This is a genomic window from Labedaea rhizosphaerae (assembly GCF_004362825.1).
GTDB lineage: Bacteria > Actinomycetota > Actinomycetes > Mycobacteriales > Pseudonocardiaceae > Labedaea > Labedaea rhizosphaerae.
This window is the reverse complement of record NZ_SNXZ01000001.1, coordinates 173,652-196,564: the sequence shown is the minus strand read 5'-3', so window position 1 is coordinate 196,564 and position 22,913 is coordinate 173,652. Positions and strand designations below refer to the sequence as shown.

Below are 22,913 nucleotides of genomic sequence, written 5' to 3'. Positions count from 1 at the left end.
GGTCTAGCACTGCTAGGAATTCTAGTGTTGCTAGACCTAGCGTTGCTAGGTTTTCTAGCAGCGCTAGATCCGGTATCGCGGACCGCGTGCCGATGGGGCGATCAAGGCGCGCCGTCGTGGCGGGTGCGGCATCTCGGCCGGGTGGTGGTGCGATGAGCGGCGATCGGCTCGACCAGCTCGGGCTTGGCGGGACTGGCGAGCGTGGCCTTGGGCGGGTCCCCGTCGCGGCTGCCACCGCCGCCCTTAGGTCTGGTGCTGCCCGGGAAACTAGCGCCGCTAGGTTCGCTAGCAATGCTAGTTCTAGCGCTGCTAGGAATTCTAGTGTTACTAGAGCTAGCATTGCTAGATTTTCTAGCGCTGCTAGATCCGAGTCGTTGTGGCGGGTGCGGCATCTCGGCCGGGTGGCGGTGCGATGAGCGGCGACCGGCTCGACCAGCTCGGGCTCGACGAGACCGGCGAGCTCGGCCGCGGGCTGCCCGCGATCCTGCTGCGCGTGCTCATCGCCCTGACCTGTCTCGGCATCGTCGGTGTGCTCGCCCTCGACCACACCGAACCGGCTGGGGTGCTCGTCGTCGCGGTGGTCGCCGTGCTGTCGATCGGGCTGCCGGCGTCGCCCTCACCGGCCTTGCTGATCGTCCTCGCCGCCGGTCTGATCGTGGTCGGCCACAAGGAGCCGTTGAGCCTTGCCGCACTCGCGATGATCCCGCTCGTGCACCTGCTCCACGTCTCCTGCGGCATCGCGGGCATGCTCCCGCTGCGGGCCCGCGTGCACCTCGCGGCCCTGAGGCGGCCCGCTGTGCGCTACCTCATGGTCCAGACCGGTGTGTTCCTGGTCGCAGGGATCGCCGCCCTGCTGCCCGAAGGCGCGACCCCGGCCGTCCTGGAGGTGCTCGCGCTGCTCTCCGTGGCGGCGTTGGGCCTGGTCATCGCCCGGATGGCCCACCGTCCACAGTGAACTGACGGGGCGCCGCGACGGGGGTCACACCCGGGCCAAGGCGACGCGCGTTCTCAGCGTGGAAGTGCCACCATGAAGTCATGGCGCGTAAGTCGCAACCGACCCGGATCCTGATCCTCGGCGGCGGGTACGTCGGCCTCTACACCGCGCTCGGCCTGCAGCGGAAGCTGCGCGCCGGCGAGGCGTCGGTGACCGTCATCGACCCGCAGCCCCACATGACCTACCAACCGTTCCTGCCCGAGGCGGCAGCGGGCGCGATCGAGCCGCGGCACGTGGTCGTGCCGCTGCGCCGCGTGCTCAAGCGCTGCCACGTGATCGCGGGACGGGTCACCGGCATCACCCACGCCGAGAAGCACGTCACCGTCGAGACCAACGACGGGCACAGCGAACAGATCGGCTACGACGTGCTCGTGGTCGCCCTCGGCTCGGTCGCCCGGCTGCTGCCCATCCCCGGCCTGGCCGAGCACGGCATCACGTTCAAGACCATCGGCGAGGCCATCTACCTGCGCAACCACGTGCTGGCCAAGCTCGACGAGGCCGCCGCGACCAGCGACCCCGACCTGCGCAAGCGGCTGCTGACCTTCACCTTCGTCGGCGGCGGCTTCGCGGGCATCGAGGCGCTGGCCGAGCTCGAGGACATGGCCCGCTTCGCCACCCGCTACTACGAGAACATCGAGCCGGGGGACCTCCGCTTCGTGCTGGTCGAGGCGGCCGGGCGGATCCTGCCCGAGGTCCGCGAGAGCCTCGGCGTCTACACCGTCACGCAGCTGGAGAAGCGCGGCATCGAGGTCTACCTGTCGACGCTGGCGAAGTCGTTCGAGGGCGGGCACGTCGTGCTGTCCGACGGCACCGAGTTCGACAGCGACACGATCGTGTGGACCGCGGGCGTGAAGTCCAACCCGGCGCTGGCCGCCTCCGACCTGCCGCTGACCAAGCAAGGCCGGCTGCGTGCGACCGCCGCCATGCAGGTCGAGGGCCTGTCCGACGCGTGGACCGCGGGCGACAACGCCGCCGTGCCGGACCTCTCGCGCACCGAAGAGGACCCCACGGCGATCTGCCCGCCCAACGCCCAGCACGCCGTGCGCCAGGCCCGGCTGCTGGCCAAGAACATCGTCAAGGTGCTGCGCGGCGGCCAGCCGAAGGACTACTTCCACAAGAACATCGGTTCGGTCGCGAGCCTCGGCCTGCACAAGGGCGTCGGCGACGTCTTCAACTTCAAGGCCAAGGGATTCATCGCCTGGGGCATGCACCGCGCCTACCACGTGAAGGCGATGCCGACGTTCAACCGCAAGGTCCGGGTTACCCTTGACTGGCTGATCGGCGGTCTATTCCGTCGCGAGGTGGTCTCGATGGGTCAGATCAACGACCCCAAGGCGGAGTTCGCCCGGGTCTCAAAGAGCTGATCGGATCAATTTGCTGGGCCGCCCGGGCGAAAGAGTCCCCGAGCGGGGGCGTGACCGCCTAGGCTGCGTGCGCCCCCGTAGCCCAACAGGCAGAGGCGAGCCCCTTAAAAGGGTTTGAGTGCCGGTTCGAATCCGGTCGGGGGCACGACCTTGGGCTACCTGTGCCAGCGGAAAGCGCTGGCCAGGAGGTCGTGCTTGTGTCTTTTGGGGGCGCAGCCCCCAAGCCCCGCCCGGTGGGCTTCGCCCCCGGACCCCCTGCATGGGCGCGACTCGCTGTTTGTGTGTTAGTTGGTCGGCCGCCTACCTGTTTGCACTGTTCTGCTTTCACTATTTGCGGTTGATTGATTACGCTAAGTTTCAGGGTTTCCTTGTGCGGCTCATACCTGTCGTGGCAATTGCGGGAATGTTATTGGGGCGTATCGGTTCCGTGTCCTGTTGGCGAGTGATCACTCGCTGTGTGGTGTCGTTGTGAGACGGTAACGTCGGCGTCGGTGCACTTGGTGGCAAGATTCCCGCCATGGTCGAGACCGATGACGTTCGTCGTCCACCGCCAGGCTCAGGCCCCGTGACGACGAACTCGCTGACCGCGGCGGCGCAGGCCGCCGCGAGCGCGTCCGCGCGACCCCCACGCCGGCGGCAGCACTACAGCCCGCGGGAGATCCTGCTGGGCGTCCTGTTCTGCGTGCCCGCGGTCGCCGGGCTCGGGACGTTCGTGATCTTCCCCCTGTTCCAGGCGATCTTCCTGTCGACCAGGGGCACCGACATCAACGGCAACCCGTCGCGGTCGGTCGGCATGGACAACTTCGCCCAGCTCTTCACCCCGGAGTTCGGCGAAGTGCTCATGCACACGCTGGTGTTCACGCTGTTCGTGGTGGTCGTCGGGGTGGTGGGGCCACTGGCTCTGGCCGTCCCGCTGGCCCAGCGGCTGCCCGGCATGCGCGTGTTCCGGACGCTGTTCACGCTGCCGTTCGCCTACTCGGCGTCCGCGGCGTCGGTGGTCTGGCTGCTGATGCTCGACCCGTCCATGTCGCCGGTGAACTGGGCGCTGCGGGTCATCGGCATCACCGCGCCGGAGTGGACGGTGCAGTCGCCCTGGGCGTTGATCACCGTGGCGTGGGCGACGGTGTGGGTGGTCGCCGGGTTCAACCTGCTGGTGATCGGCGCCGGCTTGGCCGGCGTGGACGAGGACGTGCTCGAAGCCGCGCGTATCGACGGCGCCTCGGGGCCGCGGACGTTCTTCAGCGTGGTCCTGCCGATGATCTCGCCGAGCCTGTTCTTCGTGATCGTGACGACCACGCTCACGTCGTTGCAGGCGCTCGGCCAGGTGCAGGTGATGACCGACGGCGGGCCGAACGGGGCCACCCGCACGCTGGTCTTCTCGATCTTCAACAACGCGTTCGAGAACGGCAACAACGAGTACGGCCTGGCCAGCGCGCAGGGTCTGGTGCTGCTGATCGTGGGCATCGTCCTCGCCGTCATCCAGTTCGGCGTCATCGAAAGGCGGGTGCACTACCGGTGACCACTCAGGTAGCCGAGCGGGTGGACCCGCCGGTGCGCCGGGCGCCACGCCGGCCGAAGGCCGTGAACAAGACCAGCAAGCCGGTGGGTGTGCTCACCTACGTCTGGCTGGTGCTCGCCGCGATCGTGCTGTTGTTCCCGGTGCTGCTCACCGTGCTCGGCGGGCTGCTGCCCGAGGGGCAGTTGGTGCGCCAGCCACCGTCGGTGTTCAGCGCGTCGCACTACTCGTTCGACAACTACGTCAGCGCGTGGCAGCAGACGGTCGTGCCGTTGTTGCCCGCGTTCTTCAACTCGCTGTTCGTCGGCGTGGTGATCATGTTGGCGCACCTGGTCACGTCGTCGCTCGCGGCCTACGCGCTGGTGTTCGTGCGGATGCCGTTGCGCAAGCCCATCTTCTGGCTGTTCATGGCGACGATCATGGTGCCCTACGAGGCGATCGTGGTGCCGAACGCGTTGTTCATCCGCAGCATGGGCCTGCAGGACAACCAGTGGAGCCTCGTGTTGCCGTTCCTGGCCAACGGGTTCGGCGTTTTCCTGATGCGCCAGGCGTTCCGGCAGTTCCCGGAGGAGTTGCGGCACGCCGCGTTGATCGACGGTGCCGGGCACTTCCGGTTCCTGTTCACGATCGTGCTGCCGTCGGTGCGCCCGTCGCTGATCGCGTTGTCGGTCTGGTCGTTCCTGCAGGGCTGGAACATGTACTTCTGGCCGTTGATCATCTCGTCGTCCAACAACTCGATGAACACGTTGCAGACCGCCGTGTTCGCGTTGAAGGCCAACGGGAACGGCACCCAACAGGCGCTGTTGCTCGCCGGCGTGACGATCACGCTGGTGCCCACACTGCTGCTGGTCGTCTTCGGCCAGCGCTGGCTCGTCCGCGGCTTCATGGCCGGGGCCGTGAAATGAGAAGGAGAGGAACGACCGTGCGAATGACTGTGCGCCGTGGCTTCGGCGCGTTGGCGATCGCCATGGCCGCCGCCTTGACGGCGGTTGGCTGCTCGTCGGCGGCGAACTCAGGCGGTGGCACGTCCGGCGGCGATGCCGCCGCACCCGGCCCGGACGTGCTCAACGGCAAGGGCCAGGTGGAGATCACCTTCTGGCACGCGATGGGCGGCACCAACGGCGAGGCCCTGCAGAAACTGGTCGAGCAGTTCAACAACCAGAACAAGGGCAAGATCCACGTCACGGTGAACTACAAGGGCAAGTACGACGACGCCCTCGCCGCGTACAAGAACGCGTCCGCGCAGCAGCGGCCGGACCTGATCCAGATGTACGACATCGGCACCCGGTACATGATCGACTCGAAGTCGGTCGTCCCGGTCCAGTCGTTCGTCGACGTCGACAAGTACGACGTGAGCGACATCCAGCCGAACATCGCCGGGTACTACACCGTCGACAAGAAGCTGTACTCGTTGCCGTTCAACACGTCGATGCCGTTGATGTACATCAACCGCGAGGCGTTCCAGAAGGCCGGCCTGGATCCGGACAAGCCGCCGACGACGCTCGAGGACATCATGGCGGACGCCAAGAAGATCAAGGCGACGTCGGGTGAGACCGTGAAGTTCGGCTTCGGCGCCACCCTCTACGGCTGGTTCGTCGAGCAGTGGAACGCCGTGGCCGACCAGCCCATCTGCGACGCCGACAACGGCCGCACCGGCCGGGCGTCGAAGGTCATGCTGAACACGCCCACCAACCAGAAGCTGTTCACGTGGTGGCAGGACATGATCAAGCAGGGCCTGGCCATGAAGCTGGACTCCAACACCGACAACGGTGACAACGCGTTCAGCTCGGGCACCGTGGCCATGGCCCTGGAGTCCACCGGATCACTCGGCGGTTTCGTCAAGGGCGCGGCCGAGGCGGCGCACCCGTTCACCGTCGGCACCGGCTACTTCCCGAAGGTCGACGCGGCCAACACCGGCGGCCCGATCATCGGCGGCGCGTCGCTGTGGATCACCAACCGCGGTGACCAGGTCAAGGAGCGCGCCGCGTGGGAGCTCGTGAAGTTCCTGGGCAGCAAGGAAAGCCAGGTCACCTGGCACACCTCGACCGGGTACTTCCCGATCAGCAAGGGCGCGCTGGACGACCCGGCCGACAAGCAGTGGGTGTCGCAGAAGCCGCAGTTCGCCACCGCGATCAAGCAGCTGCAGGGGACCAAACTGGACTTCGCGACGCAGGGCTGCTCCGTCGGTGAGATGCCGTCGGTGCGCAAGGAGGTCGAGAACGGCCTGCAGGCCGCGATGCTGCAGGGCAAGGACGTGACCGAGGCGCTGACCGGCGTCGAGAACGCGGCCAACAAGAAGATCGCCGACTACAACGCCAAGCTCGGCGGCTGAGTCCCGCTGTGAAGGCCGTGGGCGGATCTCGTTGCCGCCCACGGCTTTCCCATGTCTAACCGCAGTTGCCGCAGCACCCGCAGCCGTGGCCGGTGCACGATGAGCAGCAGTTGCAACCACCCATGACGGTTCGCCTCCCGTAGTAGCCGAGAGTTACACGGTAGGTGGGTGCGCGTGATCGCCTGTACCGCGAGACGGGTGAGCACCTGCCACGTTCGGGTGCCTTCCAGGCGTGTCCCACGTTCGCGTCGGGTGTGTCCCCCGTTCCGGCTGGGTGTGTCCCACGTTCGCGCGGGGTGTGTCCCACATCCGAGTGTGGGACACGCGCGCTCCGAGTGTGGGACACACCCGCTTTGAGTGTGGGACACGCCTGGGTCGAGGGGTGGTCAGCCGTTGAGGTAGGCGAGGACGGCGAGGACGCGGCGGTTGTCGTCCTCCGACGGCGGCAGGTCCAGCTTCGTGAAGATGTTGTTGGTGTGCTTGGACACCGCCTTGTCGGTGATGAAGAGCTTCGCCGCGATCGCCGCGTTGGAGCGGCCTTCGGCCATGTGCTCCAGCACTTCCCGCTCGCGCGGCGTCAAGCGCTGCAACGGCTCGTTCGCCGAGTGCCGGGCCAGCAGCCGGGAGATCACCTCGGGGTCCATCGCCGTCCCGCCCGCGGCGACCCGCCGGACCGCGTCGATGAACTGCGCCACATCGGAAACCCGGTCCTTCAACAGGTACCCGACCGCGCCCCCGGCGTCGGACAACAACTCCCGCGCGTACAACTGCTCCACGTACTGCGAGAGCACCAGCACCGGCAGCCCCGGCACCTGCTTGCGTGCCTCGATCGCCGCCCGCAGCCCCTCGTCGGTGAACGTCGGGGGCATGCGCACGTCCACCACGGCCACATCGGGCTTGTGCGTCACCAGCGCGTGCAACAGGGACGGCCCGTTGTCGGCCGCTTCGACGACGTCGAAGTCGTGCGCCTCGAGCATCCGGATCAAGCCATCCCTCAGGAGGGCGAGATCCTCCCCGATGACAACGCGCACGGTACCTCCATCGTGACCACGGTCGGCCCGCCGAGCGGGCTGGTGACGACGAGCGTCCCGTCGAAGGCTGCCAGGCGCTTCTGGATGCCGGACAGGCCGCTCCCGGCGCCGATGTCGGCGCCACCGCGGCCATCATCCACGATCTGCATCCGCAATTTGCCGTCTTCGTGCCGAATGTGCACCCAGGCGTGTCCCGCGCCCGAGTGCTTGACCACGTTGGCCAGCGACTCGGCCACCGCGAAGTACCCCGCGGACTCAACCGGCGCCTCCAGCCGGGACGGCAGCGCGATGTCGACGTCCACGGTGATCGGCAGGTCGAGCGCCAGCGCCCGCACGCCGCCGTCGAGGCCGCGGTCGGCCAGGACGGGCGGGTGGATGCCCCGCACCAGGTCGCGCAGCTCGGTGAGCGCCTTGCCGGTGGAGGTCCGGGCTTCGGTCAGCATCTCCTTGACCAGGGCGGGATCGCGCTCCAGGGCGTCCTCGGCCATGCCCAGGTTCATGCTCAGCGCGACCAGCCGGGCCTGCGCGCCGTCGTGCAGGTCGCGCTCGATGCGGCGCAGTTCCGCCGCGCTCGCGTCGACGGTGTCGGCGCGGGAGGTGGCCAGCTCCTCCACCCGCTTCTGCAGCTTCGCGCTCGCCGGCGGGGCGAGCAGGTACGCGGACACGTGTGCGTTGATGTACTGCAGCTTCGGGTTGGCCCACATGCCGACGAGCATCGGGATCGTCAGGATGACCTGCGCCAGGCACAGCACGAACCCGATGGTGCCGTTGACGCCCAGCCACGCGATGTCACGCCACAGCGCGGGGTCGGTGATCAGCTTGAACCGGTCGTCGAGCCGCGCGTCCGCCGGGACCGTGCGGTAGGCGTTCGGCAGGTCGACGCCCAGCACGCGCCCGGCCCACTTGCGTTGCAGCATCGCCATCGGCCGCACCACCAGCAGCCCGAGGAACATCAGCACGAGCCCGACCCCGGCGATCGGGATCGTCACGGCCGCGACCAGCATGAAGGGGAACATCGCGAGGCTCAGGCAGGACAGCACGAGCAGCCCGAGCGCTTCGACGAAGTTCCCCAGCGTCCAAAGCGGTCCGCGGTATCCCGGCCAACCCATGTCGTGTCTCCTCGTATTGCCTACGCAACCCATTCTGGCCCGGCGACCAGCCCGAAAGCAGTAGACGTAGCTCCACCTCGTTGGGGAGGCTGGGCTCCAAGCCGCCGGTGTAGGTGAGTACCGGGTCTTCTGGGGGGATCGGCAGCGCAGCGCCTACTCTTCCCGGCGTGGGTGAGTACCGGGTGGACGAGCTGGCGCGGCTGGCCGGGACGACCGTGCGGAACGTGCGCGTCTACCAGGACCGGCAGTTGCTGCCCGCGCCGATCAAGCGCGGCCGCACCGCCATCTACACCGACGCCCACCTCTCCCGGCTGCGGCTGGTCATCAACATGCTGGCCCGCGGGTACGCGTTCGCCCAGATCAAGGAGATGCTGGCGGCCTGGCAGTCCGGTTACACGCTGGCCGAGTTGCTCGGGCTGGAGGAGACGCTGGGCGCGTCGTGGACCGACGAGCAGCCCGAGCACCTCACCCTCGGACAGCTGCGCGACATGTTCGGCGGCGAGCTGTCGCAGGCCAACATCCGCCGCGCGCTCGAGTTGAAGCTGCTCGAACGGCGTGGCGCCCGCTTCTACGCGCCGAGCCCGCGCCTGGTCGAGGCCGGTCGCCAGCTCGTCGAGCTCGGCGTGCCGCTGGCCGAGGCGCTGGAGCTGGCGGCCCAGCTGCAGCAGGACGTCGACCACGTCGCCGGGCTGATGGTGAGCGTCGTGCGCAAGTACGTGCTGGATCCCAAGGGCCCCGGCTGGCTGCCCAGCGGCGACGAGCTGCCCTACTACGTCGAGGTCCTGTCGAAGCTGAAACCGCTGGTCAACTCGGCTTTGTCGGCCGCGGTGGCCCGCTCGGCGAACCGGGTGATCCCGGACATCATCGGCGACCGGCTGGTGGCTGTGCTGGAGGAGGGGCGGGGCGCCGACCGGTTGTAAGCTGACAATGGGCGTTGTAACGTTCGTCGTTGACAGTGAAGTCCCCAGTGAGTGGGTTGCTCAATGACGAGTGCGCAGCGGTCGGTGGAGTCGGGGGACGCGACCCTGGCGGTGTTCGAACGGGGCGACCCGAGCGCACCGACGGTGCTGCTCGTGCACGGCTACCCGGACACGCACCGGCTGTGGGACGGCGTGGCCGATCGGCTGGCCGAGCGCTTCCACGTCGTCACCTACGACACCCGCGGCACCGGGGCGTCCACCGGACCGCCCGGTACCGACGGCTACCGGACCGAACGGCTCGGCGACGACCTGTTCGAGGTGGTCGACGCGGTCAAGCCGTCGGGCAAGGTGCACGTCGTGGCCCACGACTGGGGCTCGATCCAGGCGTGGGAGGCGGTCACCGACCCCGATCGCCAGCACCGGATTGCCTCGTTCACCACCATCTCCGGTCCTTGCCTGGACCACACCGGCGCGTGGCTGCGCCGGACCGTGCGCGCGCCGACGCCGCGCAACCTGCGCAAGCTCGCCGGGCAGCTCGCGCATTCCTGGTACATCTACCTGTTCCACGTGCCCGTGGTGCCGGAACTGTTGTGGCGCACGGTGATCGGCCGCAACTGGGGCAAGCTGATGCACGCCGTCGAGGGCCTCGAGCCCCGCGACGGGCATCCGGCGGACACCCAGGCGGCCGACGGCGCGCTGGGTGTGCGGCTGTACCGGGCGAACATGCTGCCGCGCCTGCTGCACCCGCGGCAGCGCTGGACCGACGTGCCGGTGCAGGCCCTGCTCCCGGCCGCCGACCGTTACGTCACACCGGGCCCGACCGCGGAACTGGACCACTGGGTGCCGCGGCTGTGGCGGCGGACCATCCACACCGGACACTGGGCGCCGGAGTCGCGCCCGGACGTGGTGGCCCGTGCGGTCACCGAGTTCGTCGAGCACGTCGAGGGCGCACCGGTCACCAGGTCGTTGCAGCGTGGGCGATCCGGCGTGCCGCGGCAGCGCTTCGGCGACCAGCTCGTGGTGGTGACCGGCGCGGGCAGCGGGATCGGCCGGGCCACGGCGCAGCTCTTCGCCGGGCTCGGCGCGGAGGTCGTGGTGGCCGACCTCGACCTCGCCGCCGCGGAGGAGACCGCGAAGACCATCGGTGCGGCGGCCTACCCGTTCCAAGCGGACGTCGCCGACGAGGACGCGATGACCCGGTTCGTGGCCGAGGTCGCGGACGCGCACGGCGTGCCGGACGTGGTGGTGAACAACGCGGGCATCGGGCTGGCGGGTGCGTTCATGGACACCACTTCGGCGCAGTGGCAACGGGTCCTGGACGTGAACCTGATGGGTGTGGTGCACGGCTGCAAGCTCTTCGGCGAGCTGATGGTGGCGCGCGGCGAGGGCGGGCACATCGTCAACCTCTCGTCGGCCGCGGCGTACACGCCTTCGCGCACCTTGCCGGCATACGCGGCGAGCAAGGCGGGCGTGCTCGTGCTCTCCGAGTGCCTGCGTGCCGAGCTGGCCGCCCACGGCATCGGCGTGTCCGCCATCTGTCCGGGGCTGGTCAACACGGCCATCACGTCGACCACCCGGTTCGCCGGGGCTTCGGACGAGCGTCAGGAAGTGTTGCGGCGCAAGGCTTCGAGCGCGTACGCGAAGCGTGGGTTCCCGCCCGAGCGGGTGGCCTCCGCGATCGTGAAGGCGGTGCTCGACAACACCGCCGTCGTGCCCGTGACCGTCGAGGCGAAGGCGGGCCGCCTGGGCTCGCGGTTCGCGCCCGGCCTGATGCGCCGCTTCGCGCGGCTGAACCCGGTGCGGTAGGCGCCATGGCCGAGCCGGAAAACCTCGTGCTGCAACCGAGGAACGTCCAGTTCGACTGGTCCTCCGTGCCCCTGCACTGGGTTCCGGGCGAGCCGTTGACCACGCACGCGATCAACACGTTGCACCTGGTGCTGCCCGAGGGTGAGCGGTGGTTCGTGCACGTGTTCAAGCAAACGTTGCCGTTGATCGCCGACGACAAGGTGCGCGAGGACGTGCTCGGGTTCATCGGGCAGGAGGCCGTGCACGCCGAAGCGCACCAGGGCGCGGCGGATCACCTGACCGCGCAAGGCATCGACCTCGGGCCGTTCGTGGCGCAGATCGAGTGGATCTTCCGTTCGCTGCTGGGCGACCGCGAGCTGACCGGAGCCGCCCGGCACCAGTGGCTGCTGGAGCGGCTGTCGGTGATCGCGGCGGTCGAGCACTTCACCGCGGTGCTGGGCCAGTGGGTCCTCGACGCCCGCGCCCTGGACGCCGCCGGCGCCGACCCCACGATGCTGGACCTGTTGCGCTGGCACGGCGCCGAAGAGGTGGAGCACCGGTCGGTGGCCTTCGACCTGTACATGCACCTGGACGGGCGCTACCTGCGCCGCGTGCGCACGATGCTCGTGGTCGCGCCGGTCCTCGGCTGGTTGTTCGTGCGGTCCACCCGCTGGCTGCTGCGCAACGACCCGACGCGCCCGCCGCGAGCGTCCTGGCGCGCCTACTTCCGCGCGGCCCGTCGGGGCTTGCTGCCGCGGCCGGGGCAGCTGCTGCCGGCGACCTGGCGGTACCTGCCGCGCCGCTACCACCCGAGCCAGGAGGGCTCGACCAGCCAGGCGGTGGCTTACCTGGCGTCTTCCCCAGCAGCAGCGGCCGCGTCGTGAACGGGCCGCTGGCCCCGACTCCGGCCGCCCCGCAAAACCCCTGCCCGCAAAATCCTTGCGCCGCAACGGTTTTGCTTCGCGCCCGCGTTACCCAGCCCCCACCCGTCCCGGGGGGCGACCCCAGTTCCATTCTATCGGTTCGCAAGCCTCGCAACGGGTCGCGAGCGAATCTGTGGACAACTGCCCGCCTGTGGAAAACCGTGGGGAGCCCGCGGTGATCCCGCCACCACCCGCCCTGTACCGCCGGGATCGCCTGATGCGAGCGCTGGTGCCGGTCACCAACGCCTACGAGCGGCTGTCCCGCCGCGGTGCCCGCCGCCAGCCGCCGGTGCGGGCGGTCGACCGGACGCTGCGGCTGGTCGTCGACGAGGTGGTCCACGAGGCGGCCGACGTCATCAGCTTGCGGCTGGTCGATCCATCGGGCGCGCCGCTGCCGCTCTGGCAGCCGGGCTGCCACCTCGATGTGCTGCTGCCGTCGGGACGGCGCCGGCAGTATTCGCTCTGCGGTGACCCGGCCGACCGGCGGGCTTACCGGATCGCGGTGCGCCGCATCGACGGCGGCGACGGGGGTTCCGTCGAGGTGCATGCCACGCTGCGCAAGGGCTCGTCGGTGGCGGTGCAGGGGCCGCGCAACGCCTTCCCTTTCCTTGACGTGCCTTCGTACTTGTTCCTCGCCGGCGGCATCGGGATCACGCCGATCCTGCCGATGGTGCGGGCCGCCCAAGCGCGCGGCGCAGACTGGCGGCTTGTCTACACAGGACGGTCGCGGGCGTCGATGCCGTTCCTGGCGGAGCTTTCCGGCGACCGGGTGGTCGTGCGCACGGACGACGAATCCGGCGTGCCGGATCCCGTCGAACTGCTGGCCCACGCCCCGGACCGGGCGACCGTGTACTGCTGCGGCCCGGTGCCGATGATCGACGGCGTGCGGGCGGTGCTGGGCCGGCGGCCACTGCACTTCGAGCGGTTCTCGCCGCCGCCGGTCGTCGGCGGGGAGCCGTTCGTGGTTCGGCTGGCCCGCACGGGTGTGACGGTGCCGGTCGCGTCGGACCGCAGCGTGCTCGCCGCCGTCCGCGAGGTGCTGCCGAGCGTGGCGTACTCGTGCCAGCAGGGGTTTTGCGGGACTTGCCGGGTTCGGGTGTTGCCGGGCGAGGACGAGATGTCCATTTGCCGGGACCGCGGCAGCGGCCTCGTCGTGCTGGATCTGTAGGGGAGGCCGAGATGATCGAGCTGGTGTACGAGCGGCGCGGGCGCGGCGAGCCGCTGGTGCTGCTGCACGGGATCGGGCACCGGTGGCAGGCGTGGGAGCCGGTGCTGGACCGCCTCGCCGAGCACCACGACGTGATCGCGATCGACCTGCCGGGCTTCGGGGCGTCGCCCGCCTTGCCGCCGGACCTGCCCTACGACATGCCGCACGCGGTGCACGCGCTCGCGGAGGTCTTCGAGGCCCTGGACGTGCCGCGCCCGCACCTGGCCGGCAACTCGCTGGGCGGGACGTTGACGCTGGAGCTGGCATCGCAGGGTTTGGCGCGCTCGGCGACGGCGCTGGCCCCGGCCGGTTTCTGGACGGCGCGCGACCGGACCTGGGCGCTGAACGTGCTGCGCATGGTCCGCCGCCTCGGCCACGCGCCGGAGTCGCTGCGCCGGCTGATGGTCAGCACGCGGGCGGCGCGGGTGATCAGCGGGAGCGTGCTGTTCGGCCGGCCGTCGCTGACCGATGCCCAGGTCATGCTGGCCGACCTGGCGTCGATGGTCACCTCGTCCGGCTTCGACGCGGTGGCCGAGAGCGGGGCGCGGTACGTGTTCGCCGCGCCCGCGCCGGTCGTGCCGACGACGGTGGCGTGGGGGAGCCGGGACCGGATCCTGTGGCCGCGTCAGGCCCGGCGGGCGGCGGCGCTGCTGCCGGAGGCCGCCCACGTGTCGCTGCCGCGGTGCGGCCACGTGCCCATGAACGACGACCCGGACCTGATCGCCCGGACGATCCTGGCCACCTGCGCCCGAGCCCGAACCCAAGGCGAAGCCGCCGCCTGATTTTTCGGTTTTGTCGCCCAGGCCAGGGCCCACCCTTCCCGGGGGCACCCCCGCAACCAGTCTATCGAGGTCAGCGGGGGTGTGGGCGCTGCGGAGCCGATCTGTGGACAACCGCCAGGGTGTGGATAACTGGGGTGCGGGCCCGTGTGGGGACGGTCGATCTAGGAGCGCAGGCCTGCGCCGATGAGCGCCAGGACGCCGCCGACCAGGACCTGGTACGCGCCGGTCTGCAGGTCGTCGAACTTGAGGTGGCTGGTCGCCAGGGGTAACGCGAGCGGCACCAGGATCAGCAGCGCGCCGAGGACCATCGGGGCGGGTTTCGAGCGGGCCAGGCTGACCACGACCAGCACGATGCCGATCGCGATGAGCACGAAGGCCGATGTCGCCGGGGACGTGGTGGCCTTCGTCTGCGCGCCGAACGCCTCGGCGAGCGGGGTGTGCGTGCCCGTGCGGCCGTGCTGCCACGGCTGGAACGCGCCGTAGGCCGCCGCGACCGCGCCGACCAGCGCCAGGACGACCGCGAGCAGGCCCTTCATCGCGGGTTGCTCGGCTGGGGTTCGCGCAGCTCGGACGGGACGGGCTTGTCGCCGCCCTCGATCGTGGTCAGGTCGGCCTCTTCGTCCACCGGGTCGAACAGGTTCGCGCTCTGGTCGAGCAGGGTCGTCGCGCCGCTGAGGTGCTTGGCCGCGGCCTTGCGCCGGCGGGCGATCTCGGCCAGCTGTTTGTTGGCGTTGGCGATCTGTTCGTTCGCGTGGTGCACCGCGCCGCGGATGAGCTGCTGGGCCTGCTCCTCGGCCTCGGCCTTGCGCTCGGCCAGCTCGGCGTCGAGCTTCGCGCGGCGGCTGCCGATGGACGCCTGGAACTCCCGTTCGATGCGGTCGCGCTCGGCCTGCGCCTGCTCGTCGATGCGCCTGCGCTGGGCGTTCGCCGCGGTCGTCATCTCCTCGACCTGGCTGCGGGCCGAGCGCATGACCTGTTCGTGCTCGGCGTGCAGTTCCTCGTGCTGACGGCCAAGGTCGGCCAGCAGACGCTGGTAGCGCTCCCGCAGCGTCGCGGACGCCTCCTCCGCCTTCGACCAGGCGTGGTCGGCGGCGGCCTGCGCGCGGCTCACGATCTCGCTCGCCTGCGCCTCGGCCTGCTGCAGCGTGCGGGCGGCCCGCTCCTGCTGCACCGACTGCGGGAACTGCTCGGCCGCCATGGTCTCCAGCCGCTGGGTCAACGCGGCGATCTCACGGCGCGCGATCTGCAACTGGCCGTTGAGTTCGGCGTTCTGCTCACGCAGCTGGTCGCGTTCGGTCTGGGCGCGCTTGGTCTCGTCGCCCACCCGGAGCAGGTGCTGACGGACCTGTTCGCGGTCGTAGCCGTGCCGGCTGACGGTGAAGGGCAATGCTTCCGTCTGGTCACGGTCGTGCGAAGGGGCCATGCTGTGACGCTACCCGGATTCGGCGACGCCGCGACACCACCAATCCCCGAGTGGTCCAGTCCTCGCGCCCGGCGGACTGTCCACTGTAGACGTCACGGCAAGTCGTACGCGGTCGGGTGATGTGGTTCGTACAGGCCCATTTCGCCCGCACCGGGCACCTTGAACGTGACCATCAGGCCGAATCGGCGGTCGGTCACCTCGCTGGTGAACTCGACGCCCTTCTCCCGCAGTTCGGCCACGGTCGCCGTGATGTCGTCGCACAGCAAGAACAACTCGTGCGTGCCGCCGCCGTCCGGGCCGGTCGGGTGCACGCCGAGCTCGTGCGGCGGCAGCTTGAAGATCAGCCAGCCGTCGCCCGCGTCGACGTTGGCCAGGCCGATGACGTCACGCAGGAACGCCCGGGCCGCGCCCGGGTCGCTCGCGTAGAGAACCGTGTGGCTACCGATGATCAATGAGCCTCATTTCCACATCGCCCCAGGGAGCGGGGCGCGCTTGCCGGGGTGCGCAACGGCGCCGGGCTCGTGCAAATGAGGCTCACCAGTGGAAACCCCTCGTCAGCTTGACGATGGCGGCGGCCGCCATGGACAGGTTGCGTTCGCCCTTGCCCAGCTTCGGCCGCCCGGAGCCGCCCGCGGCCATCGAGTCGGGGAAGACGCGGTAGGCCTGGTAGGCCACGGCGTCGACCAGGCCGGGGGCCATCGTGTAGGCCGCCGACATCAGCTGGCCGGTCGGCGTCCCGATGTGCTTCGGGCGCTTGACCAGGGCCTCGACCACCATGTCGGCCGCCTGCTCGGGCGACTTCGTGGGGAACGCGTCGTACAGCTTGGTCGGGCGGATCATCGGGGTGCGCACCAGCGGCATGTGCACGGTGGTGAACGTGACGCCCGCGCCGTGGGTCTCCGTGGCGACGATCTTGGAGAAGTAGTCGAGCGCCGCCTTGGACGCCACGTACGCCGAGAAGCGCGGCGCGATGCCCTGCACACCGATCGACGACACGTTCACGATGTGCCCGAAGCGCCGGTCGGTCATGTGCGGCAGCAGCGCCAGGATCAGCCGCACCGCGCCGAAGTAGTTGATCGCCATCGCGCGCTCGTAGTCGTGCATGCGGTCGTAGGAAAGGCGCACCGACCTGCGGATCGAACGGCCCGCGTTGTTCACGAGCATGTCCACGCCGGGCTGCTCGGCCAGCATCTTCGCGACCACCTTGCGCACCGACTCGTCGTCGGTCAGGTCGCACGGGTACACGTACGCGTGCCCGCCCTCGGCCTCGATCTCGGCTCGCACCTCTTCGAGTTCGGCCTCGCGCCGGGCCACCAGCAACGGCACGCCGCCCTGGGCGGCGACCTTCAACGCGGTGGCGCGGCCGATGCCGGAGGACGCACCCGTGATGACCACGCGACGCCCGTCCAGCGGGCCGCGTTCGCCGTGCTTGCGCGCGCGGAACGGGTCGAGGTGCTCGCGCCAGTAGCGCCACAGCACGCTCGCGTACTCACGCAGCTTCGGCACCTCGAGCCCGCTGCCCTCCAGTTCGAGGCGGGTGGCCGAGGAGTTGAACCGCGGCTTGAAGGTCAGCGTGGTGAGCAGCACCGGCGGGATGCCGAGCCGGTCGAGCACGGCGTCGCGGGCGAGGGTCACCCCGGGCACGTGCTCGGTGAGCCGCACGAGGGAGAGCAGCGGGTTGCTCAGCCGCTCGGCCAGCTCGCCGCTGGCCTGCGGCGCGCCGGCCGCCCGGGCGAACGCGTTGTAGACCGCCCGCGCCGACTGCGGCTCCGGGTTGGTCAGGTGGAACGTCCGCCCGTCCAGGCCCGGCTTGGTGATCAGGTGGACCATGGCCTCGGCCACGTAGTCGACCGGCACGATGTTCGTGTCGCCGATGTCCGGGATCACGAACGGCACGCTGGGCAGGCCCGCGAGCCGGGCCAGCGCCGGGAAGAAGTAGTACGGGCCGTCGATCTTGTCCATCTCGCCGGTGACCGAGTTGCCGACGACGATGGCCGGCCGGTAGATCCGGAACGGCACGTCGTGCTGCTCGCGCACCAGCTTCTCGGACTCGAACTTGGTCCGGTGGTACGGCGTGACCAGACGCTGGCCGGCGTCGAACATGTCCTCGGTGAACTCGCCGTCGTAGTCGCCCGCGACCGCGACCGAGGACACGTGGTGCAGCCGGCCCGCGTCGATGCGCGCGGCCAGCTCCACCACGTTCCGCGTTCCCTCGACGTTCGCGGTGATGCTGGTCTCGTCGTCGGCGGTGATGTCGTACAGGGCGGCGAGGTGCACCACGTGGTCGACCGAACCGCTGAGCGCCTCGACGTCCGCGTCGGTGATGCCGAGGCCGGGCTCGGCGATGTCACCGACGATCGGCACCACCTTGTCGGCGCCCGGCCACTGCCGCACCATCTCGGTGAGCCGGTCCCGTGAGCGCTCGCGCACCAGCACCGAGACCCGCTCGGTGTCCGGCCGCTCCAACAGCAGCGCGAGCACGTGCCTGCCGATCAGCCCGGTCGCCCCGGTCACCAAGTAGGTCGCCATGGCCGGAAGCATCCCATTCCCCACCGGCAACCGCTACGAACGTGAGTCAGCAGTCACGCAGTTCCGGGGATTGGTTCAGCAGCTGACCGCGGGCCGAGGTGAACGCGCGGTACGCCGGACCGTCCACTGCCGACGGTGGGAACGCCGCGACCCGGTGGCAGTTCTGGAACGCCAGCCGCACGCCGAAGTGCCGCTCGAGCCCGCCGCGGATCGCGTCGGAGGCCAGCGCCCGCAGCAGCTGGCCGCGTTCGGCCTCACTCGGCGGGGGGACGGCGTGCTCGGCGAACGGGTGCTCGTCGCCCGCCCGCGCGGCCACGTCGCTGATCACCGTCCACGCGTACGGCAACGACGTCCGCACGCATGCCATGAAGTCGGCGTCGGCGACCTCGCCACGCTCGGCCTCGTCCAGCAGGGCGGCAGGAACATCAAGGGACATAAGGGTTCCTTTCATCGGGACACAGTCTTTCGGGTGAGGGTGAAGCCGGGGTCGATCTGCTCGGCGAGGTCGCGCCCGGCGCGGGCGTTGCCCCACGCCTGCGCGTTGCGCAGGTGGAACCGCACGGCGTCGCGCTGGAACCGGTCCCAGTCCTGGGTGGTGCGGTCCACGAGGGCACGCAACTCGTGCAGCGCAAGCAGGTTCTCCGGCTCCAGGCCGGAGATCGGCCGGAGCTCGCCGCGTTCGGCGGCGCGGACGTGCGCGGAGCGTCCGAGCGTGGTCAGCAGGTCGCCACCGACCTGGTCACGCAGGAACTCCAGATCGGTGTCGTCGCTGATCTTGTTGCCCACCACGGCAAGCCGGACGCCGAAGTCGCGCGCGTGGTCGCGGTACTGGCGGTACACGCCGACGCTGCGCACGGTCGGCTCGCACACCAGGAACGTCACGTCGAAGCGGGTGAACAGGCCCGAGGCGAACGAGTCGGCGCCCGCGGTCATGTCCACGACCACGTACTCGCCCGGCCCGTCGACCAGGTGGTTGAGCAGCAGTTCGGCCGCGCCGACCTTCGAGTGGTAGCAGGCGACGCCGAGGTCTTCCTGCGTGAACGGGCCGGTGACCGCGAGCGGGATCCCGCCGACTTCACGCACGCACTGGTCGTGGATCGGCGTGCGCGTGCCCAGGTCGAGCAGCCGGGAACCGCGGCCGGCGGGGGTCGTCTTGATCATCTCGTCGGCCGAGGCGATCAGCGGGTTGTCCCCGCGCAGGTAGTCCTTGATCAACGGCAGGTGCTCGCCGAGCGGCGGGATGGCCGCCGCCTCGTGCTCGGTCGCGCCGAGCGCACCGGCCAGGTGCTGGTTGATGTCGGCGTCGATGGCGAGCACCGGCGCGCCATCGGCGTGCAGGTGGCGCAGGAACAGCCCGGCGAGCGTGGTCTTGCCGCTGCCGCCCTTGCCCACGAAGGCGATCTTCATGTGACACTGATATCGGTTATCGTTGTCGTTACGCAAGCCGACGCGGCCGGTTCACCGGATCGGGTCGGCTCAGGGCACCTGCGCGTTGGGCTGGTTGCGCAGGTTGGTCAGCACCGCCGGGTCCTGCAGCTTCATCCAGGCGATGACCTCGGAGTAGGTCGCGCACACGGTCTCGGGCTTGGTGCAGACCTCGCCCATGAACTGCTCGGTGGCGTCGCTGAAGGCGCGGCCTGCCCAGTCGTTGAAGTGGTTAGCGACCACCAGCGGCGCCCGGTTGCCCTTGAGCACGGCGTTGTAGGCGGCGCGGTAGGTGTCGAGCGTGACGTCCTTGAACGCGGTCGACCGCGACGGATCGTCCTGGGCACCGTTGAGCTGGTACCACAGGTTGTAGTCCATCATGATCACCTTCTTGCCGTGCAGCACCTTGACCTTGACCAACGGCATCCAGAACTCCCAGACGCCGTGCTGCTGCACCGGCCACGCCACGCCGTCGGAGACCTGGCTCGAGTCGTAGGTCATGCCGCGCGCGGCGAGCGCGGGCAGCAACTGGTCGAACCTGCCCTCGAGGCACGGTGTCCGGCCACCCTTGATGCTCGCCGGGGTCACGTGCAGGCCCGGCGCGCCACGAACGAACGTGAAGAACTCGTCGAGTTCCTTGTTCCACTGGGCCTTGGTCCAGGCGCCGACGCTGGGTTCGTTGCCACTGCAGAAGTGGCCGTTGTAGTGCGTGCCGATCTCCACGCCCTGCGCGACCGCGCGGTTGAGGTCGTCGACGCGGGTGCGCACGTCCTGCGCGGTGCCGCCGAAGCCGATCGACGCCTTGCCCGGGCCGTGCCCCGGCCCGGTGTACTTGGCGCGCTGGTCGTCGGGCAGCAGGTAGATGCCGGACAGGAAGCCGGAGAAGTGCGCGCCGGTGCGTTGCGCGATCGGCAGGACGCGCTGCCAGTGCAGGTGCGAGCCGACGCCGTCGAAGGAGAACAACACGAACTGCGGCGGCTTCTCACCCGGCCGCAGCTTGTGCATCCAGGCCGGCGGCGCGGTCGCTTTTCCTTGCGGTTGCGCGGAATTCCCCGACGACGCGCCGCCCTGGTCCGGGCGCACGGTGCCCACGACGATCAGCACGAGCACGGTGAGCGCGAGCGCGCCGTAGAACGAGAGCGATCCCCAGTCGCGGCGCCGGCCGCCCGGTCCCTGCCCCAGCATGAGCGCCTCCCACGCGCCGTCCCCCATTGGTGAGACGTTCATGGGGCGAACGCGTTGCCCACGGTAGCGGTGACCGGCGCAAATCCCGGTGCGCCGCGCCTACGGGCGACCTTCGAACGGCTTACCTCACCGGCTCCGCGATCACCACGCGGTTGGACGCGTAGCCCATCTCGCCACCGACCCACGCGCCGCCGCACGTGACCAGCACCAGGCGGTGCGCGCCGCGCTGGCTGAACAGCTCACCCGCCCGCCGCGGCAGCTCGTCCTTGTGCAAGGTCACCAGCTGCACCACCTTGAACCGCAAGGTGTGGCCCCGCTGGTCGACGATCGTCACGGGGTCGTCCACGCGGGCGCGCCAGAGCTCGTTGAACGGCCCCGTCTGGCCGTGCCAGTTGATGTGACCGGCGAGCACAGTGGCCCCGGTGCGGTCGTCGAGTTCGGCGCCCCACCAGGTCGCCTGGTCCAGCGCGACCGGGATGGGCAGCACGCCGTCCGGGCCGACCTCGGTGCGCACGAGCAGCGCGGTGCCGCCGCCGGCGAGCCGCACGGTGCCCGGCCGCTGCGATGGTGGCTTCCCCGGGACGTTGGTGTGCGGCTTGGGTTTCGCCGACGTGCTCGCCGCCGGTTTCGGTTTGGGCTTCGCCGACGACGTGGTGCTCGGCGTGGGCACCACCTCTTCCACCTGCGTCCAGCCGCGCGCGCCGGCCACCGGCGCGGACGCGATCGGCGTGCTGGCCGCCCGCGCGGGGGTGATCAGCGCGGCCGTGGTCACCACGGCCGCCACCCCCACGACCCCGACCGCCAAGGACACGTAGGACGGCCGGTTCTCCGGACGTGGTTTGGGCACTCGCATGTCAGCGTCCGGTCGACCGCCGCCGGATCAGCAGGCCGACGCCGCCCGCGCCGGCCAGCGCCAGCACGCCGAGCCCGGCCAGCGCGGCCCCGTTCGGCTTGTCGACCACGTTCGCCGTCGCCGTCAGGTTGTCGACCTCGCCGGCGGGGATGGTGCTCGGCACGGTCATGTTCGGTTTGTTGGTCATGGACAGCGCCAGCGTGTCGCCTGGTTTCACCGTGCCGCACGCCTTGGGTGGATCGGCCGGGTCGAAGGCCTGGTCGTATCCCTTGGCGGGGGAGACCTCGACGACGCAGATGTCCTGCGGGGTCTTGAGGTCCGGCACGGTCGCCGTGCCGTCCGAGCCGGTCACCACGACCGCGGGCTTGCCGTCGGCGCCGACGAGGGGCTTGCCGTCCTGGCCGAGCGCGGCGGTCTTGCCGTCGTCGCCGGTGATCCGCAGCGAGACACCCTTGATCGCCTTGCCGCTGCGCGAGTCGGTCTTGGCCACCTTGACCTTGCCCGGCGCGGTGACCGCGGTGGTGCCGGTCGCGGACGTGAGCGTCTTCTCGCCGCCGGTGGAGACCACGCGCTGGGTGTCGACGTCGACGGCCTTGCGCACGACGGGCTTGTCGGCGGGGCTGTCCAGGCTGATCTTCAGGTTGGGCTTCGCACCGGTCGGCGTGACGGCGAGCGCCAGCGCCGAGCCGTCGTCCGGCGTGGTCACGGTGCTCTCGGTCTTGCCCTTGGCCGGGCCTTCGGCGAACTCCGCGTCGGTGAGCGTGACCTTGACCGGCACGTTGCCGATCGCCTTGCCGGACGCACCCGTGACGGTGATCTTCCAGTCGTCCTGCGTGCCGATCACCTGGTCCTTCTCCGGCGCGGCGACCTTCGCCGTCCACGGGCCGTGGTTGGCGTCGGCGTCGGCCTTGAGCCGGGTGACCGCGGCGCGCGCGCTCGCGGGCAGCTTGCTCAGGTGGAACGGCGCGTTGTAGGCGATGTGGCGGAAGTCGTTGGAGGCGTCGAGCTGGCTGGGGTCCTGCGGTGCCGCGGTCCACGAGTGCAGCAGGTGCGCGAGCGCGGCCGCCTCGTCCTTGGACTTCGTGGTGCTGTAGCGCAGCAACAAGTAGGAGATGTCGGCGGCGACGTCCTTGGGCAGCGCGGTGTTCCACTTGGTGCGCAGTTCCTCGCCCGCCTGGTACTGCTCGTTGCTGTCGGGTGCCTTGTACGCGAACTGCACGCACCAGACCTGCTTGCCGTCGACGACGTACGAACCCATCCAGTCCGACGAGTCGGGGTTGTGCAGGTAGGGCTGCGCGGGCGTGGTGTCGTACCCGAGGCCCTCCTTGACCGCCGCCGACGCGGCCGGCGCCGTGACGAGCATCGCCGCGCCGGACAGCGCGACGGCGGTGGCTGCCGTCGCGGCCAGCGCACGCAGGGATTGACGCCCCATGGTTGGTCACGGCTCCTTCGCCTGCCGAGTGATGCCTCCTGCCCGTCCGGGTGAAGAGCGACGCTGCGCCAGCGGACAGACACCGTCCGTGATGATTCTGGGT

Annotated in this window: 21 protein-coding genes and 1 tRNA gene; 11 read left to right on the top strand and 11 right to left on the bottom strand. The window is 69.9% G+C overall.

Going from position 1 to position 22,913, the window contains the following annotated elements; genetic code table 11:
• Positions 1 to 412 precede the first annotated feature (412 nt).
• From EV186_RS00905 to EV186_RS00880, 6 genes are all read left to right on the top strand, one after another.
• Positions 413 to 955 carry a hypothetical protein gene (locus tag EV186_RS00905; protein ID WP_133847181.1) on the top strand — a complete coding sequence of 181 codons (543 nt, stop codon included), beginning with the start codon at positions 413 to 415 and terminating at the stop codon, positions 953 to 955.
• An 80-nt stretch (positions 956 to 1,035) separates the two neighbouring features.
• Positions 1,036 to 2,358 (top strand): NAD(P)/FAD-dependent oxidoreductase, encoded by a 1,323-nt coding sequence (locus EV186_RS00900; RefSeq protein WP_133847180.1) that lies wholly within the window; start codon positions 1,036 to 1,038, stop codon positions 2,356 to 2,358.
• 71 nt (positions 2,359 to 2,429) lie between these two features.
• Positions 2,430 to 2,503 (top strand) — tRNA-Leu (locus EV186_RS00895).
• A 420-nt stretch (positions 2,504 to 2,923) separates the two neighbouring features.
• Positions 2,924 to 3,877, top strand: a complete 954-nt coding sequence (locus EV186_RS00890; protein WP_243753755.1) for a carbohydrate ABC transporter permease — start codon at positions 2,924 to 2,926, stop codon at positions 3,875 to 3,877.
• Complete coding sequence (locus tag EV186_RS00885; RefSeq protein WP_243753754.1) at positions 3,874 to 4,779, top strand: carbohydrate ABC transporter permease; 906 nt, start codon at positions 3,874 to 3,876, stop codon at positions 4,777 to 4,779. The genes EV186_RS00890 and EV186_RS00885 overlap by 4 nt, the downstream gene beginning before the upstream one ends.
• 23 nt (positions 4,780 to 4,802) lie before the next feature.
• Positions 4,803 to 6,206 (top strand): ABC transporter substrate-binding protein, encoded by a 1,404-nt coding sequence (locus EV186_RS00880; RefSeq protein WP_243753900.1) that lies wholly within the window; start codon positions 4,803 to 4,805, stop codon positions 6,204 to 6,206.
• Between the two features lie 386 nt (positions 6,207 to 6,592).
• Here EV186_RS00880 and EV186_RS00875 read toward each other — a convergent pair whose 3' ends face one another.
• Entirely contained in the window at positions 6,593 to 7,237 is a 645-nt protein-coding gene (locus EV186_RS00875) for a LuxR C-terminal-related transcriptional regulator (protein ID WP_133847177.1), read from the bottom strand.
• A complete protein-coding gene (locus tag EV186_RS00870) occupies positions 7,201 to 8,346 on the bottom strand; it encodes a sensor histidine kinase (protein WP_133847176.1) in 1,146 nt (381 codons plus the stop codon). The genes EV186_RS00875 and EV186_RS00870 overlap by 37 nt, the downstream gene beginning before the upstream one ends.
• 167 nt (positions 8,347 to 8,513) lie before the next feature.
• Between EV186_RS00870 and EV186_RS00865 the strand changes: the two genes are divergently transcribed.
• From EV186_RS00865 to EV186_RS00845, 5 genes are all read left to right on the top strand, one after another.
• Positions 8,514 to 9,266, top strand: coding sequence for a MerR family transcriptional regulator (locus EV186_RS00865; protein WP_133847175.1), 753 nt, complete (start codon positions 8,514 to 8,516; stop codon positions 9,264 to 9,266).
• A 63-nt stretch (positions 9,267 to 9,329) separates the two neighbouring features.
• The gene (locus EV186_RS00860) at positions 9,330 to 11,072 is read left to right on the top strand and encodes an SDR family oxidoreductase (protein ID WP_133847174.1); all 1,743 of its coding nucleotides are present in this window, start codon (positions 9,330 to 9,332) and stop codon (positions 11,070 to 11,072) included.
• A 5-nt stretch (positions 11,073 to 11,077) separates the two neighbouring features.
• The gene (locus EV186_RS00855) at positions 11,078 to 11,935 is read left to right on the top strand and encodes a metal-dependent hydrolase (protein ID WP_133847173.1); all 858 of its coding nucleotides are present in this window, start codon (positions 11,078 to 11,080) and stop codon (positions 11,933 to 11,935) included.
• Positions 11,936 to 12,191: 256 nt separating this feature from the next.
• Positions 12,192 to 13,142, top strand: coding sequence for a PDR/VanB family oxidoreductase (locus tag EV186_RS00850; RefSeq protein ID WP_133848663.1), 951 nt, complete (start codon positions 12,192 to 12,194; stop codon positions 13,140 to 13,142).
• Positions 13,143 to 13,153: 11 nt separating this feature from the next.
• Positions 13,154 to 13,963, top strand: a complete 810-nt coding sequence (locus tag EV186_RS00845) for an alpha/beta fold hydrolase (protein WP_133847172.1) — start codon at positions 13,154 to 13,156, stop codon at positions 13,961 to 13,963.
• Positions 13,964 to 14,124: 161 nt separating this feature from the next.
• Here EV186_RS00845 and EV186_RS00840 read toward each other — a convergent pair whose 3' ends face one another.
• The 9 genes from EV186_RS00840 to EV186_RS00800 form a co-directional block, all read right to left on the bottom strand.
• On the bottom strand, positions 14,125 to 14,499 hold the full coding sequence (locus EV186_RS00840; protein ID WP_133847171.1) for a hypothetical protein: 375 nt from the start codon (positions 14,497 to 14,499) through the stop codon (positions 14,125 to 14,127).
• Complete coding sequence (locus EV186_RS00835) at positions 14,496 to 15,386, bottom strand: coiled-coil domain-containing protein (RefSeq protein WP_133847170.1); 891 nt, start codon at positions 15,384 to 15,386, stop codon at positions 14,496 to 14,498. Before EV186_RS00835 ends, EV186_RS00840 begins: the two co-directional genes overlap by 4 nt.
• Before the next feature lie 92 nt (positions 15,387 to 15,478).
• Entirely contained in the window at positions 15,479 to 15,838 is a 360-nt protein-coding gene (locus EV186_RS00830) for a VOC family protein (protein ID WP_133847169.1), read from the bottom strand.
• An 82-nt stretch (positions 15,839 to 15,920) separates the two neighbouring features.
• A complete protein-coding gene (locus tag EV186_RS00825; protein ID WP_133847168.1) occupies positions 15,921 to 17,915 on the bottom strand; it encodes an SDR family oxidoreductase in 1,995 nt (664 codons plus the stop codon).
• A gap of 46 nt (positions 17,916 to 17,961) precedes the next feature.
• A complete protein-coding gene (locus EV186_RS00820; protein WP_133848662.1) occupies positions 17,962 to 18,351 on the bottom strand; it encodes an SCO5389 family protein in 390 nt (129 codons plus the stop codon).
• 11 nt (positions 18,352 to 18,362) lie between these two features.
• Entirely contained in the window at positions 18,363 to 19,322 is a 960-nt protein-coding gene (locus tag EV186_RS00815; RefSeq protein WP_133847167.1) for an ATP-binding protein, read from the bottom strand.
• 69 nt (positions 19,323 to 19,391) lie between these two features.
• Positions 19,392 to 20,567, bottom strand: a complete 1,176-nt coding sequence (locus tag EV186_RS00810; RefSeq protein ID WP_243753753.1) for a polysaccharide deacetylase family protein — start codon at positions 20,565 to 20,567, stop codon at positions 19,392 to 19,394.
• Positions 20,568 to 20,646: 79 nt separating this feature from the next.
• A complete protein-coding gene (locus EV186_RS00805) occupies positions 20,647 to 21,378 on the bottom strand; it encodes a sortase domain-containing protein (protein WP_133847166.1) in 732 nt (243 codons plus the stop codon).
• Position 21,379: 1 nt separating this feature from the next.
• Positions 21,380 to 22,810, bottom strand: a complete 1,431-nt coding sequence (locus EV186_RS00800) for a SpaA isopeptide-forming pilin-related protein (protein ID WP_133847165.1) — start codon at positions 22,808 to 22,810, stop codon at positions 21,380 to 21,382.
• Between the last annotated feature and the right edge of the window lie 103 nt (positions 22,811 to 22,913).

Excerpts from the sequence above, each read along its gene's own strand:
- EV186_RS00800 (WP_133847165.1), bottom strand. The coding sequence starts at position 22,810 with ATGGGGCGTCAATCCCTGCGTGCGCTGGCCGCGACGGCAGCCACCGCC.
- EV186_RS00850 (WP_133848663.1), top strand. The coding sequence starts at position 12,192 with ATGCGAGCGCTGGTGCCGGTCACCAACGCCTACGAGCGGCTGTCCCGC.
- EV186_RS00845 (WP_133847172.1), top strand. The coding sequence starts at position 13,154 with ATGATCGAGCTGGTGTACGAGCGGCGCGGGCGCGGCGAGCCGCTGGTG.
- EV186_RS00805 (WP_133847166.1), bottom strand. The coding sequence starts at position 21,378 with ATGCGAGTGCCCAAACCACGTCCGGAGAACCGGCCGTCCTACGTGTCC.
- EV186_RS00835 (WP_133847170.1), bottom strand. The coding sequence starts at position 15,386 with ATGGCCCCTTCGCACGACCGTGACCAGACGGAAGCATTGCCCTTCACC.
- EV186_RS00905 (WP_133847181.1), top strand. The coding sequence starts at position 413 with ATGAGCGGCGACCGGCTCGACCAGCTCGGGCTCGACGAGACCGGCGAG.
- EV186_RS00870 (WP_133847176.1), bottom strand. The coding sequence starts at position 8,346 with ATGGGTTGGCCGGGATACCGCGGACCGCTTTGGACGCTGGGGAACTTC.
- EV186_RS00815 (WP_133847167.1), bottom strand. The coding sequence starts at position 19,322 with ATGAAGATCGCCTTCGTGGGCAAGGGCGGCAGCGGCAAGACCACGCTC.
- EV186_RS00810 (WP_243753753.1), bottom strand. The coding sequence starts at position 20,567 with ATGAACGTCTCACCAATGGGGGACGGCGCGTGGGAGGCGCTCATGCTG.
- EV186_RS00820 (WP_133848662.1), bottom strand. The coding sequence starts at position 18,351 with ATGTCCCTTGATGTTCCTGCCGCCCTGCTGGACGAGGCCGAGCGTGGC.
- EV186_RS00855 (WP_133847173.1), top strand. The coding sequence starts at position 11,078 with ATGGCCGAGCCGGAAAACCTCGTGCTGCAACCGAGGAACGTCCAGTTC.
- EV186_RS00880 (WP_243753900.1), top strand. The coding sequence starts at position 4,803 with ATGACTGTGCGCCGTGGCTTCGGCGCGTTGGCGATCGCCATGGCCGCC.
- EV186_RS00825 (WP_133847168.1), bottom strand. The coding sequence starts at position 17,915 with ATGGCGACCTACTTGGTGACCGGGGCGACCGGGCTGATCGGCAGGCAC.
- EV186_RS00840 (WP_133847171.1), bottom strand. The coding sequence starts at position 14,499 with ATGAAGGGCCTGCTCGCGGTCGTCCTGGCGCTGGTCGGCGCGGTCGCG.
- EV186_RS00860 (WP_133847174.1), top strand. The coding sequence starts at position 9,330 with ATGACGAGTGCGCAGCGGTCGGTGGAGTCGGGGGACGCGACCCTGGCG.
- EV186_RS00900 (WP_133847180.1), top strand. The coding sequence starts at position 1,036 with ATGGCGCGTAAGTCGCAACCGACCCGGATCCTGATCCTCGGCGGCGGG.